This window comes from Pseudomonas sp. EA_5y_Pfl2_R50, from assembly GCF_963970475.1.
Classification (GTDB): Bacteria; Pseudomonadota; Gammaproteobacteria; order Pseudomonadales; family Pseudomonadaceae; genus Aquipseudomonas.
This window is the reverse complement of sequence record NZ_CAXAPT010000009.1, coordinates 264,378-276,507: the sequence shown is the minus strand read 5'-3', so window position 1 is coordinate 276,507 and position 12,130 is coordinate 264,378. Positions and strand designations below refer to the sequence as shown.

Genomic DNA, 12,130 nt, shown 5'->3' with positions numbered 1-12,130 from the left:
CAGTGAAACGATGCATCGCCGATGGTAGTGTGGGGTTTCCCCATGTGAGAGTAGGTCATCGTCAAGATTAAATTCCGAAACCCCAATTGCGAAAGCAGTTGGGGTTTTGTTTTGCCTGTAGAAAAGTTCTGACAGGATTGTGCCCAGCTTCAGGCTTCCGACAACTTTCATGTAAGCGAGGGCGGTCCAACAGGAAAGAGGTGCAAGCGGGGAGGGGCGTTGAGTGAGGAATCTTGAAGCACTGCCTTCAGGGAACGGTACTTCTGGCCGATAACCCAATCGGTGACTTCAAAGTCGCGTGAAATCGCTTGATAGCATTTGGCCGCCAGCTATCATTTGCGCGCCTGAAATTGCCCTCACTTCAATTGCCTGGAAATCTTCGATGCTGTCGTATCACCAAAAGAGCTTTCTGATCGTCGATGATTTCTCGGATTTCCGCAGTTCCGTTCGTTCAATGCTGCGTGAGCTTGGCGTCAAGGACGTCGACACCGCCGACACCGGTGAGCAAGCGCTGAAGATGTGCGCGCAGAAGTCCTACGATTTCATCTTGCAGGATTTCCATCTTGGCGATGGCAAGAAAAACGGCCAGCAGGTGCTCGAAGACCTGATGCTGGAAAAGCTCATCAGCCATGAAGCGGTGTTCGTCATGGTCACCGCCGAGACCAGTCAGGCGATGGTACTCAGTGCCCTGGAGCACGAACCGGACGCTTATCTGACAAAGCCCTTCAACCGTTCGGGCCTGGCCCAGCGCCTCGAGCGTCTGGAGCAGCGCAAGACGTTGCTCAAACCGATTCTGCAAGCGCTCGACCGTGGTAAGCCCGTCGAGGTGCTCAACGCGTGCATCGCACTGTGCAAGCAGGACATTCGTTATTCGCCGTTGTGCCTGCGTTACCGTGCCGACGCCTTGCGTGACATGAATCAGAACGAAGCGCTTGAGCGCCTCTATGACAGCATCATTGCCGACCGGCCATTGCCTTGGGCGTTTGCCGGCTTGGGCAAGTTGCTGTTCAAACGGGGTCATGTCGCGCAGGCTAAAGGCGTCTATGAGAAAGCCCTGAAAGTATTTCCGATGATGCCGGCGCTGTATGACGGCATGGCCGACGTGCTGGTCGCCGAAGGTGACACCAAGGGCGCACAGCAGGTGCTGGAGGAGGCCATCCGCCTTTCGCCGCTGGCCGTGCGCCGGCAGGCATTGCTTGGCAAACTGGCGATGACCAACGAAGATTTCGACACCGCTTCGCGCGCCTATCGCCAGGCCGTTGCGCAAGGTGCACAGTCACGTTTCAAAGACCCGGAAAGCAACCTCGGTCTGGCCCACGCATTGATCAGCAAGGGCAGCGAACGAGGTCTCGATACGCGTACTCGGCTGGAGATCAACACCACCCTCAGCGCCGTGGCCAAGGAAAACCCGACCGACCCGGGCCTGCAGATTCGTGCACGCTTGATGAAGGCCACAAGCCTGCTGCTCAACGATGCCGAGACCGCCGACAAGCTCACCGAGCAAGCGCTGATGCGTCTCGACGGCATGGAGCAGTTCATGAGTCCCGAAGCCGCGCTGTTGGTGGCTAAACAGTTGCAGATGCTTGGCCAGGCCGAGGCGGGTACATCGATGCTCAAGAGTTGTGCAGAAATCTACGGCGACGATCCGGCGGTGATGAAAGACATCGCCAAACTGACCGATGACCCGACTATTCTCAGCTCCAGCAACGCGGCTGCCGACCTTAACCGTCAGGGCGTGCGCGTCTACAAGACCGGTAACCTGGTGGAGGCCCGCGACGTGTTCCGCAAAGCGCTGAAAATGCAACCGAAGAACATCAGTATCGCGCTCAACATGGCCCAGTCACTGCTGCATGGCACCGACACCAGTGTGCCTTCGCCGGAGCTGGAAGAGTGTCGGGCGTGCCTGAAAATGGTCGGCCTGATGCCCGACACCGACGCGCGTTTTGCGCGATATCAGAAGCTGAAAAGCAAGGCGTTTGGCGAATGAACCACGACGAGCAGGCTCTCGATTTCTCCACGGTGATCGCCTCCACCGTCCACGATATGAAAAACTCCCTGGCTATGCTGATGCAGGCTCACAGTCAATGGCTGGCGCGCCTGCCGCAAGCGCAGCGCGAGAGCACGGAGCAGGGCGTGATCGATTTCGAGTTCGCCCACCTCAACGGCATGCTGGTGCAGTTGCTCGGGCTGTACAAGCTCGGTGTCAACCAGATGCCGGTGCAGCCGGCGTATCACGAACTTGACGACTTTATCGAGGCGCAACTGGCGGCGCATCAGGAGGTGTTCGCCAGCCGTGGCATCGTTGCCACGTTTGAAGTCGATCCGCTTAGCCCGCTAGGTTTTTTTGATCGCGAGCTGATCGCCTCGGTGCTGGGTAACTGCATCAACAATGCCATTCGTTACGCTCGCGAATCTCTGCTGATCACCGTCAGCGACGAGGCCGGGCAACTGGTATTGAGCATCAACGATGACGGTGACGGCTATCCAGCCGAAATGCTCGAACGCCAGGCCGATTACGTGCAGGGCATCAATCACAGCAGCGGCAGCACCGGGTTGGGCCTGTATTTCGCCAATCGGATTGCCGCGCTGCATCAGCGCAACGGTGTTGAAGGTCGCACCGAAATTCGCAACGGCGGCCCATTGGGCGGCGGCGTGTTCAGCCTTTACCTGCCGTGACGCGCCTTTTTGTTTGACGCTGCTTGATATTCCGAACAGCCGAAGCCTATTTTGTACGGGTCGCCGTTCGCGGCTCGCACAATAACAAGGATTGCGTCATGACAACCGATGGCCAGCGTTCACTCGCGCAGCGATTGACGGGCATTGATGAGATTGAATGTGTAACGCCGGATTTGAACGGCGTACCACGGGGCAAGGTGATGACCGCCGAGGGCTTCCTGGAAGGTCGGCGTTTGCAACTGGCGCGTGGTGTACTGCTGCAATGCATCATGGGTGGTTATCCAGCTGCGCGGTTTTACGGCAGCGATGACGGCGATCTCGCACTGATTGCCGAACCGACCCAAATCCATTGCTTGCCGTGGAGTGACGATCCGCGCGCCCTGGCGATCTGCGACGCCGACGAACTGAGTGGCGAAAGCTCCAACCTGTCGACTCGAGGTCAGCTCAAGAGGGTCATCGCCCGTTACGCGGCGCGCGGTCTGGCGCCGGTGGTGGCGACTGAGCTGGAATTCTTTGTCTTCGCCCCCAACACCGATCCGGCGCAACCGTTCCAGCCGCCGGTGGGTCTTGATGGCCGTCGCGAGGATGGCCAATCGGCATTCAGCGTCAGTTCCAGCAACGGTCTGCGACCGTTCTTCAGCGAGGTCTATAAATGCATGGCGGCGCTCGGGCTGCCGCGTGACACTTTCATGCACGAAATGGGAGTCAGCCAGTTCGAAATCAACCTGCTGCACGGTGATCCGCTGCTGCTCGCCGACCAGACATTCCTGTTCAAGCACCTGCTCAAGGAAGTGGCCCTTAAACATGGCCTGACGGTCGTGTGCATGGCCAAGCCATTGGCGAACACCCCGGGCAGTTCGATGCACATTCACCAAAGCATCGTCGACATCAGCAGCGGCAAGAATGTGTTCAGCGATGACGAAGGTCAGCCGACCGCGATGTTCCGCCATTTCATCGGCGGCCAACAGGCGGGCATGGCTGAGTTCACTGCACTGTTTGCACCCAACGTGAACTCCTACCAGCGCCTTTTTCATCCCTTCGCATCGCCGAACAACGCCTGCTGGTCCCATGACAATCGCGCCGCCGGCTTACGTATTCCCGCCAGCTCAGCGGTTGCCCGTCGGGTCGAAAACCGGTTGCCGGGCGCCGACGCCAACCCGTATCTGGCAATCGCCGCCAGTCTGGCCGCGGGTTTGCATGGCATCGAACACAAGTTGGAGCCGACCGAAGCAATTCAGGGTGAGTTCGAGGTGCCGGACAATCTTTCGCTGCCGTGTACCTTGCACGCGGCCCTCGAGCGTCTGAAAGGTAGCCAATTGGCCAGGGAACTGTTCGGACAAGAGTTCATCGAAGGCTACATCGCTTCGAAGACCATGGAGTTGACCAGCTTCTTTGATGAAATAACTCCCTGGGAACGGCGTGTTCTGGCAGCCCAGGCCTGACGAAATGTCGCCACCGGGCTATCGTTTTGGTAACCGGTCTTTACTGCAAGGAGCCGCTCGGAACGCCGATGCGCCAAATCTGGAAATCCTTTCGAGCGTTGTATTTTGCCTCGCTGATGATGTTGATCGGCTCGGGCCTTCTCTCTACTTATCTGGCGTTGCGCCTGGCGGCTGACAACGTTGACGGCTTGTGGGTCGGTGCGTTGATGGCGGCCAACTACTTCGGCCTGGTGCTGGGCGGCAAGATCGGCCATCGGTTGATCGCCCGGGTCGGGCATATCCGTGCGTACTCGGCGTGCGCTGGGATTGTCGGGGCGGCGGTGCTGGGTCACGGGCTGGTCGACTGGCTGCCGGCGTGGCTGGTACTGCGGACCATCGTCGGTCTGGGCATGATGTGCCAATACATGGTGATCGAGAGCTGGCTCAACGAGCAGGCTGACGCCAACCAGCGTGGATTGGTATTCAGTGGCTACATGATTGCTTCGTACCTGGGGCTGGTGCTCGGTCAGTTGATTCTGGTCATGCACCCGGGTCTGGGTCTGGAATTGCTGATGCTGGTGGCCCTGTGTTTCGCGCTGTGTCTGGTGCCGGTGGCGTTGACCCGGCGGATTCACCCGGCGCCATTGCATCCTGCGCCCATGGAGCCGCGTTTCTTCATCAAGCGAGTGCCGCAGTCGTTGAGTACGGTGCTCGGTGCCGGGTTGATCATCGGTTCCTTCTACGGTCTGGCGCCTTTGTATGCCTCGCAGCAGGGGCTGTCGACAGAGCAGGTCGGTCTGTTCATGGGTAGCTGTATTTTTGCCGGATTGCTCGTGCAGTGGCCGCTGGGCTGGTTATCCGACCGTTACGACCGGGCGCTGCTGATTCGCTGTTTTGCCGCGTTTTTGGCGGTGGCAGCGTTGCCGCTGGCGATACTCCCGCAGGTGCCGCTGGAGGTATTGTTCGTGGTGGGCTTTCTCTGTTCGCTGGTGCAGTTCTGCCTGTATCCATTGGCGGTGGCATTTTCCAACGACCACGTCGAAGGTGATCGTCGGGTATCGCTGACCGCGATGTTGCTGGTGACCTACGGCGTCGGCGCGAGTATCGGGCCACTGTTGGCTGGTGTATTGATGAAGTTGTTCGGCAGCCAGAGCCTGTATGCGTTCTTCAGCTTTTTTGCATTGGTGCTGGTATGGCGGATTCGTCCGAAAGCCGTCACCAATCTGCACCAGGTCGACGACGCGCCGCTGCATCACGTGGCGATGCCGGACAGCATGTCCAGTTCACCCCTGGTGGCTGCCCTTGACCCTCGGGTTGACGAGCAGGTGGTGCAGGAGCAGATGGTGCAGGACCCTGTGCAAGCGCCGGCTCCCGAGCGAGAACCTCCGTTCGATGCCCAGCCTGAGTCTGCGGTAGAGTCCGGGCCGGACACCGACAACGACAAGCCGAACCCCGATCTTAGTGGCGGCCGGCCTTGAGCTGAAAAAACAACGCGCATAAAAAAGGGCAGTCCGTTCAGGACTGCCCTTTTTATTTGCCGCGAGGAATCACATGTCGTCTTTATCGAAACGCCGTGCTTCGCGCTGCAACTGATAAACGAAACGCTCGACATTGCGTGCGGCCTGGCCACTGATGTTGTGGAAGCGCAAACCGGCGAAGGTAATGTTGAGTTTTTCTTCGAAATGCAGGTAACGCAGTTCGACGGCCGTTGGCTGGTTGCCGAACAGCGGCGCGGCGATCAGGCGGTCGTAGACCTGGCCCAGTTGCAGGCGGTCGGTGATGTCGCCCTCAAAGCGCAGCTTGCAACCGGTGGCGGAGATGTCCAGCAGTTTGCCGTTGACCGGCGCCTTGAGCTTTTCGCCGCCCAGTTCAACGCTGACCAGGTCGGTGAGTTTCAGTGCGGCGCGGAAAGCATTGCGGCGCTGGTGATAAACCACTTCGGTCGGCAGGGCGCCGGTGTAGAAACGGTCGCCCTCGGACTCTTCGATGTTCAACGTGCCATCGCATTCCCAAGCGATACGCACACCTTCGTGAAAACCTTCAACCTTGAACGGCTCGCCGGCGAGCAGAAAGCGTTCGCCATCACGCGGGATCATTTCGTCCAGCGCAATTGTGGCGCTGTCGCGGTCAACTTTGATCAGGTAGCTCTGGAAGCGCTGGCTGCGCTCATGGAACGTGATGATCAGCGGGTCGTGGCTGTCCTGCAGTTGACGCAGGTTGCTGGAGATTTCCAGTGGCGTGGTGAGCACCTTTGGGGGCTGCGGCGCATCATCCGCGCTTAGGGTGTTGGACACGGTTTATCAATCTCCAGACAAAATATGACGACTAGCCAGCATTTTGCCAGCATGTTTCGCGGGTTGATAGAGCTGGCGCATCAACAGCTCATGCCTGGCTGAGCGGACGCGGTATGGCGGGTTTGGCAAACGTACCGCTGGCGTTGTAAAGCGCTGGCGCTTCACCACCGGTGAGGATCTTCAGCTGATTGGCCGTGGCGGCCTGCTGGATCTGGATCGACTGGCCATTCTTGAGGTTGGCCGCCTGACATTGAGCGATCAGATCGGTCAATGCGTCGCCTTGCGTCAGGAGCTGCTCGCCGACGCTCGAATGGCTGGCCAGTTGCTCCAGTCCGGTTCGATCCGTCGGCAAGTTGAGGCTGGCGAGGATTTCGCTGCGTTTGCGGCCATGCTGTTCAAGCAGAATGATCAATGCCTGTTTGTGCGCCAGAATTTCTTCGAGCAGGGGCATGTCGCGACCGTGCAAAGCGAGGGATTCGGTTTGCAGCAACTCCAGCAATTGTTGAGCTGGAGCAAAGTCGTCGTTGATCAGTTGCAATAAATTAGTGTCGTGCATGGCTGGCCTTGGGGTTTAAGCGTCCAAAAGCCTGGCGCAGGCAAAAAGGCCTAGCGCTGGGCTTCGAAGTTGAGCAGTTTGCTGGCTACACGGTTGCTGTCGACTTTGTAGCTGCCATCGGCAATCGCGGCTTTCAACTCGGCCACACGGGCTTTGTCGACAGCAGGCTGATCGCGCAGCTTGTCAGTGACCTTCTGCAACTGTTGAGCCTCATTGCTGAGGTGTACCGATTCCCCGCTTTTTGCGGTACTGGCCTGTTCGGCCGGGGTATTCAGCGGCGCGGAGGTACCGGTTTCGGCGGTTTCCTTGGCGTTGCTGGTACGTGTACTGCCCGTAAGTGACGAGGAGCTGTTCAAACGGCTGAAATCGATGACCATGTTAAAAACCTCTGGGAATTTGGACGCTTGCCATGTTTTCGGCCATCCCCTGGAAAACTTTAGGCACATTTACCATGAGCCTGCCTGCGCCGCTGCGTGTCCTGCTGCGGCACAGTTTAGGGAAGCGACGGGGTACGCGCCAGTTTTCTCGGCAGCGGTTTTACATGGCCACTTCCACCTGCCCCGGCGCGATGACTTGCGCCTTGATCACACGGTTGGAATTGAGGTTTTTCACCCGAATCTGCTCTTTCAGACCGCCATTGGCAAGGGCTTCGCCGGGCATGCGCACAGCGAGAGTGCCGCTGCGGGCGATGATGACCACTTGATCACCCTTGCGCACGACTTCCGCCTGTTCCAGATGCACCAGAGTAATGACCTGATCCGCTACCGTTGGTCGGGTTAATTTCTGCCCGATCGCTTCGTCTACCGACGTCAGGAAACCCTGATTGATCTTGCTCACGTCGCGTTCACGCAGCGTCACGTCGCGGGGCTCGATAATCCCGGCGCGTTTGAGTGGCCGGGTGGTGGTCACAATCTCGCGAAACAGGCGGACTTGAGCGGGTACGAACACCGTCCAGGGGGAGGCCCCTTCACAGCGAACCTTGACGGTTACCCGGCCCAGCGGACGGGCCGGACTCTCCAGGGAAGCTGTCAATTCCTTGTCGCACATAGGCATGCGCATACGGGGGTCGAGCTGGTTTACTTCGATTTCGTAGCGGCCTTCCGTTTGACTGGTAGCCAGATAGTCTTCTACGGTGAACTCAAGAAAGCCCTGAGTGACGCCGATAAGCATGTCAGGCAAGGTAACCGCATCAGCAATGGCAGGGCTGCCAGCGAAAAAGCAGCAAATGGCGGACGCCGCGCAAAGCCCTCGGCGAAGAGGGGATGTCAGGTGTCGGAAAAATGTCGTTTGAGCGTTCATACGAGTTAAAAAGCAAGCGCCGTGCCGTTTAGCAATGAATGTGCGTCGCAACAACACTTGGCGTTGGTGTAGGAGTCTGGGCATGGCTGGTGTAATGGATTCGGTAAACCAGCGCACGCAACTGGTAGGGCAGAATCGCCTGGAGCTGTTGTTGTTCCGTCTCGACGGTCAGCAGCTTTACGGAATCAACGTGTTCAAGGTACGGGAAGTGTTGCAGTGCCCGTCACTGACGTTGATGCCCAAGTCCAGTCCTGTCGTGTGCGGGGTGGCAAATATCCGGGGGGCGACCATTCCGATCCTTGATCTGGCAATGGCGACTGGCTCGGGTGCATTGAAAGACAAGAACAACCCGTTCGTGATCATCACGGAGTACAACACCAAGACCCAGGGTTTCCTGGTCCGCTCGGTGGAGCGCATCGTCAACATGAACTGGGAAGAGATTCATCCGCCGCCCAAGGGCACGGGTCGCGATCATTACCTGACCGCTGTGACTCGGGTGGACAATCAGTTAGTCGAAATCATCGACGTCGAGAAAGTGCTGGCGGAAGTTGCGCCGACACCGGAAGCGATTTCGGTGGGCGTGGTCGATGTCGAGACCCAGACCAAAGCGTTGTCGCTGCGGGTGCTGACGGTCGATGACTCGTCGGTGGCGCGCAAGCAGGTCACGCGTTGCCTGCAGACGGTCGGCGTTGAAGTGGTCGCGCTGAACGACGGCAAACAGGCGCTGGATTACCTGCGCAAGCTGGTCGATGAGGGCAAGAAGCCGGAAGAAGAGTTCCTGATGATGATCTCCGACATCGAGATGCCGGAGATGGACGGGTACACCCTGACGGCCGAGATCCGCGCTGACCCGCGCATGCAAAAGCTTCACATCATCCTGCATACTTCGTTGTCCGGGGTATTCAATCAGGCGATGGTCAAGAAAGTCGGTGCAGATGACTTTCTGGCCAAGTTCCGTCCTGATGACCTGGCATCCCGGGTAGTCGACCGGATCAAAGCAGCAGATATCAGCTAGGAGCGTTTTGCTCCCGGCGGTCAACACGATTTAAGAGGCGGCATCATTGTCTACGGGTAATTTGGATTTCGAACAGTTCCGGGTCTTCCTGGAAAAAGCCTGTGGCATTTTGCTCGGTGAAAACAAGCAGTACCTGGTCTCGAGCCGTCTCAACAAACTGATGGAGCAGCAAGGCATCAAATCCCTGGGTGAGCTGGTTCAGCGCATCCAGACCCAGCCGCGCAGTGGTTTGCGCGAGCAAGTGGTCGATGCCATGACGACCAACGAAACCCTGTGGTTTCGTGACACCTATCCGTTTGAAGTCTTGAAGAACAAGGTGCTGCCTGAAGCGATCAAGGCCAGCCCCAACCAGCGTCTGCGGATCTGGTCGGCGGCCTGTTCGTCGGGTCAGGAACCGTACTCGCTGTCGATGTCGATTGATGAGTTCGAGCGCAGCAACCTCGGCCAGTTGAAGATGGGCGTGCAGATTGTTGCCACCGACCTGTCCGGCAGCATGCTGACCAACTGCAAGACCGGCGAGTACGACAGCCTGGCCATCGGTCGTGGTTTGTCCGCCGATCGTTTGCAGCGTTACTTCGACCCGAAAGGGCCGGGACGCTGGGTGATCAAGGCGCCGATCAAGAACCGGGTGGAGTTCCGCTCGTTCAACTTGCTCGACAGCTACGCGGCGCTGGGCAAGTTCGACATCGTGTTCTGCCGCAACGTGTTGATCTACTTCTCTGCCGAAGTGAAGAAAGACATTCTGTTGCGCATTCACAGCACGTTGAAGCCGGGCGGTTATCTGTTCCTTGGCGCTTCCGAAGCGCTGAACGGGTTGCCGGACCATTATCAGATGGTTCAGTGCAGCCCGGGGATCATTTACCAGGCGAAGTGATTGCAGCGGTAATACAAAAAACGGCAGGCCCGCAAAGGCCTGCCGTTTTTTTGTGCCTGAATGATCTCCACGAACACCACCCCCCTGTGGGAGCGGGCTTGCTCGCGAAAGCGGTCTGTCAGTAAAACAGTTGGCGACTGACACGCCGCCTTGGCGAGCAAACCCGCTCCCACAGTTGTTCGGCGCTGATAGTGAGAGGGGAGGCAAGCGGCAGAAAAGCGGCATCCAGCGGAAACCGGTTGCCGCTTTTCTGGCATTGCCGCATTGCCAATTCCCCGCAAAGCCCCGGTTTACGGGGTTTTCTCGGTTTGGCACGGCGCTTGCTAAAGCTCAGTTACGAAAAACCGGTCACCTGAAGGTTCCCGACATGAGCATCAGCTTCGATAAAGCGCTCGGCATTCACGAAAAGGCTTTGGGCTTCCGCGCCCAGCGTGCCGAAGTGCTGGCCAACAACATCGCCAACGCCGATACCCCGAACTACAAGGCGCGGGATCTGGACTTCTCCAAGGTGCTGGAAGCACAGACCCAGAAAAACGCCAACGGCACCATCGCGTTGAACATGACCAACAGCCGTCACATCGAAGCTGAAGGTCTGGGCAACGGCGACGAATCGCTGATGTATCGCACGCCGATGCAACCTTCGATCGACCAGAACACCGTGGACGCCCAACTGGAACAGTCGAACTACGCGGAAAACGCCGTCGGCTTCCAGGCCAGCTTCACCCTGCTCAACAGCAAATTCAAAGGGCTGGTGTCAGCCCTGCGCGGAGAGTAATCCATGTCCCTGTCCAGCGTTTTCAACATTGCCGGCAGCGGCATGAGCGCACAGACCACGCGTTTGAACACCGTGGCCTCGAACATCGCCAACGCCGAGACCGTCTCGTCGAGCATTGACCAGACCTACCGCGCCCGTCACCCGGTGTTCGCCACCATGTTCCAGGGCGGCCAGAACAGCGGCAGCAACTCGCTGTTCCAGAGCCAGGATGCGGCCGGTCAGGGCGTGCAGGTGCTCGGTGTGGTCGAAGACCAGAGCAACCTCGAAGCGCGTTACGAGCCGAACCATCCGGCGGCTGACGCCAAAGGCTACGTCTACTACCCGAACGTCAACGTGGTGGAAGAAATGGCTGACATGATTTCCGCGAGCCGGTCCTTCCAGACCAACGCTGAAATGATGAACACCGCCAAAACCATGATGCAGAAGGTACTGACCCTCGGTCAGTAATAAGGGGCGACTGCCATGAGTGTTTCCGATACCACCAGCTCGCTGAGCATGAACGACATCCTGGCCAACTCGTCGAAGACGACCAGCAGTTCGACCACCGGCGGCATCGCTTCGGCGACCAATAGTGCCACTGGCGGTCAAGCACTGGGCAAGGATGCATTCCTGCAACTGCTGGTCACCCAGCTGAAAAACCAGAACCCGCTCGATCCGCAGGACAACAGTGCATTCGTTGCGCAGTTGGCGCAGTTCAGCAGCCTGGAAGGCATCACCACGCTGAACAGCACTGTGAGTTCTCTGGCCGGTAACTACAACTCGTCCCAGGCATTGCAGGCGTCGTCGCTGGTGGGGCGCAACGTGATCGTGCAGACCAACACTGCACAGCTCGATGATCCGAGCAAAGGCCTGACCGGTTCGGTAACGGTTCCGTCGTCCATCGCTGGCGGCACCGTGACCATCACCGACAAGGACGGCAAGACCGTTCGCACCATCGACCTGGGCAGCCGCGCTGCCGGCGCTGCGAGCTTCACTTGGGATGGCAAGGACGCCTCCGGCACCGTGGTGGCCGCCGGGACTTACACCTTCAAGGCCAACGCGCCGATCGACGGCACGGCAACGGACATGGTCACTTACCTGCCGGCCACCGTTAACAGCGTGACGATCAGCCAGACCGGCGGCGAGCTGATGCTCAACCTGGCCGGCAAGGGCTCCGTGGCCCTGTCCAAAGTACAAACCATTGGTATATAGAGCCGACTAACCGGCACAAAGGAGTGGAA

Annotated in this window: 13 protein-coding genes; 9 read left to right on the top strand and 4 right to left on the bottom strand. The window is 58.5% G+C overall.

Annotated features, from left to right (window positions below; translation table 11 throughout):
- Positions 1–382 precede the first annotated feature (382 nt).
- The 4 genes from AACY19_RS17780 (at position 383) to AACY19_RS17765 (ending at position 5,575) form a co-directional block, all read left to right on the top strand.
- Positions 383–1,987: a response regulator gene (locus tag AACY19_RS17780; protein WP_339452374.1), complete on the top strand. Its 1,605-nt coding sequence runs from the start codon at positions 383–385 to the stop codon at positions 1,985–1,987.
- The gene (locus AACY19_RS17775) at positions 1,984–2,676 is read left to right on the top strand and encodes a sensor histidine kinase (RefSeq protein WP_339452372.1); all 693 of its coding nucleotides are present in this window, start codon (positions 1,984–1,986) and stop codon (positions 2,674–2,676) included. Before AACY19_RS17780 ends, AACY19_RS17775 begins: the two co-directional genes overlap by 4 nt.
- A 200-nt stretch (positions 2,677–2,876) precedes the next feature.
- Positions 2,877–4,118, top strand: coding sequence for a glutamine synthetase family protein (locus AACY19_RS17770; protein WP_339452394.1), 1,242 nt, complete (start codon positions 2,877–2,879; stop codon positions 4,116–4,118).
- Positions 4,119–4,186: 68 nt separating this feature from the next.
- Positions 4,187–5,575, top strand: a complete 1,389-nt coding sequence (locus AACY19_RS17765) for an MFS transporter (protein WP_339452370.1) — start codon at positions 4,187–4,189, stop codon at positions 5,573–5,575.
- A 69-nt stretch (positions 5,576–5,644) separates the two neighbouring features.
- On the opposite strand, the gene AACY19_RS17760 is transcribed toward AACY19_RS17765, so the two are convergent.
- The 4 genes from AACY19_RS17760 to flgA all read right to left on the bottom strand — a co-directional run bounded on the left by AACY19_RS17760 (position 5,645) and on the right by flgA (position 8,246).
- Positions 5,645–6,391: a flagellar brake protein gene (locus AACY19_RS17760; RefSeq protein ID WP_339452368.1), complete on the bottom strand. Its 747-nt coding sequence runs from the start codon at positions 6,389–6,391 to the stop codon at positions 5,645–5,647.
- Between the two features lie 88 nt (positions 6,392–6,479).
- Positions 6,480–6,947, bottom strand: a complete 468-nt coding sequence (locus AACY19_RS17755) for a flagella synthesis protein FlgN (protein ID WP_339452366.1) — start codon at positions 6,945–6,947, stop codon at positions 6,480–6,482.
- A gap of 50 nt (positions 6,948–6,997) precedes the next feature.
- On the bottom strand, positions 6,998–7,324 hold the full coding sequence (gene flgM / locus AACY19_RS17750) for a flagellar biosynthesis anti-sigma factor FlgM (RefSeq protein ID WP_007960324.1): 327 nt from the start codon (positions 7,322–7,324) through the stop codon (positions 6,998–7,000).
- 160 nt (positions 7,325–7,484) lie between these two features.
- Positions 7,485–8,246, bottom strand: coding sequence for a flagellar basal body P-ring formation chaperone FlgA (flgA, locus tag AACY19_RS17745; RefSeq protein WP_339452364.1), 762 nt, complete (start codon positions 8,244–8,246; stop codon positions 7,485–7,487).
- 82 nt (positions 8,247–8,328) lie between these two features.
- On the opposite strand from flgA, the gene AACY19_RS17740 reads away from it, so the two are divergent.
- The 5 genes from AACY19_RS17740 to flgD all read left to right on the top strand — a co-directional run bounded on the left by AACY19_RS17740 (position 8,329) and on the right by flgD (position 12,101).
- Entirely contained in the window at positions 8,329–9,261 is a 933-nt protein-coding gene (locus AACY19_RS17740; protein ID WP_008083695.1) for a chemotaxis protein CheV, read from the top strand.
- Positions 9,262–9,307: 46 nt separating this feature from the next.
- Positions 9,308–10,135, top strand: a complete 828-nt coding sequence (gene cheR, locus AACY19_RS17735) for a protein-glutamate O-methyltransferase CheR (protein WP_123453389.1) — start codon at positions 9,308–9,310, stop codon at positions 10,133–10,135.
- 367 nt (positions 10,136–10,502) lie between these two features.
- Entirely contained in the window at positions 10,503–10,910 is a 408-nt protein-coding gene (gene flgB, locus AACY19_RS17730) for a flagellar basal body rod protein FlgB (RefSeq protein ID WP_007917581.1), read from the top strand.
- Between the two features lie 3 nt (positions 10,911–10,913).
- Positions 10,914–11,357, top strand: a complete 444-nt coding sequence (gene flgC, locus AACY19_RS17725) for a flagellar basal body rod protein FlgC (RefSeq protein ID WP_003227217.1) — start codon at positions 10,914–10,916, stop codon at positions 11,355–11,357.
- Positions 11,358–11,372: 15 nt separating this feature from the next.
- Positions 11,373–12,101 carry a flagellar hook assembly protein FlgD gene (gene flgD / locus AACY19_RS17720; RefSeq protein WP_339452358.1) on the top strand — a complete coding sequence of 243 codons (729 nt, stop codon included), beginning with the start codon at positions 11,373–11,375 and terminating at the stop codon, positions 12,099–12,101.
- Positions 12,102–12,130: the final 29 nt, after the last annotated feature.

What these genes read in the sequence shown, in the direction of transcription:
- AACY19_RS17780 (WP_339452374.1), top strand. Translation starts at nt 383, where the DNA reads ATGCTGTCGTATCACCAAAAGAGCTTTCTGATCGTCGATGATTTCTCG.
- AACY19_RS17775 (WP_339452372.1), top strand. Translation starts at nt 1,984, where the DNA reads ATGAACCACGACGAGCAGGCTCTCGATTTCTCCACGGTGATCGCCTCC.
- AACY19_RS17770 (WP_339452394.1), top strand. Translation starts at nt 2,877, where the DNA reads ATGACCGCCGAGGGCTTCCTGGAAGGTCGGCGTTTGCAACTGGCGCGT.
- AACY19_RS17765 (WP_339452370.1), top strand. Translation starts at nt 4,187, where the DNA reads ATGCGCCAAATCTGGAAATCCTTTCGAGCGTTGTATTTTGCCTCGCTG.
- AACY19_RS17755 (WP_339452366.1), bottom strand. Translation starts at nt 6,947, where the DNA reads ATGCACGACACTAATTTATTGCAACTGATCAACGACGACTTTGCTCCA.
- flgM (WP_007960324.1), bottom strand. Translation starts at nt 7,324, where the DNA reads ATGGTCATCGATTTCAGCCGTTTGAACAGCTCCTCGTCACTTACGGGC.
- flgA (WP_339452364.1), bottom strand. Translation starts at nt 8,246, where the DNA reads ATGAACGCTCAAACGACATTTTTCCGACACCTGACATCCCCTCTTCGC.
- AACY19_RS17740 (WP_008083695.1), top strand. Translation starts at nt 8,329, where the DNA reads ATGGCTGGTGTAATGGATTCGGTAAACCAGCGCACGCAACTGGTAGGG.
- flgB (WP_007917581.1), top strand. Translation starts at nt 10,503, where the DNA reads ATGAGCATCAGCTTCGATAAAGCGCTCGGCATTCACGAAAAGGCTTTG.
- flgC (WP_003227217.1), top strand. Translation starts at nt 10,914, where the DNA reads ATGTCCCTGTCCAGCGTTTTCAACATTGCCGGCAGCGGCATGAGCGCA.
- flgD (WP_339452358.1), top strand. Translation starts at nt 11,373, where the DNA reads ATGAGTGTTTCCGATACCACCAGCTCGCTGAGCATGAACGACATCCTG.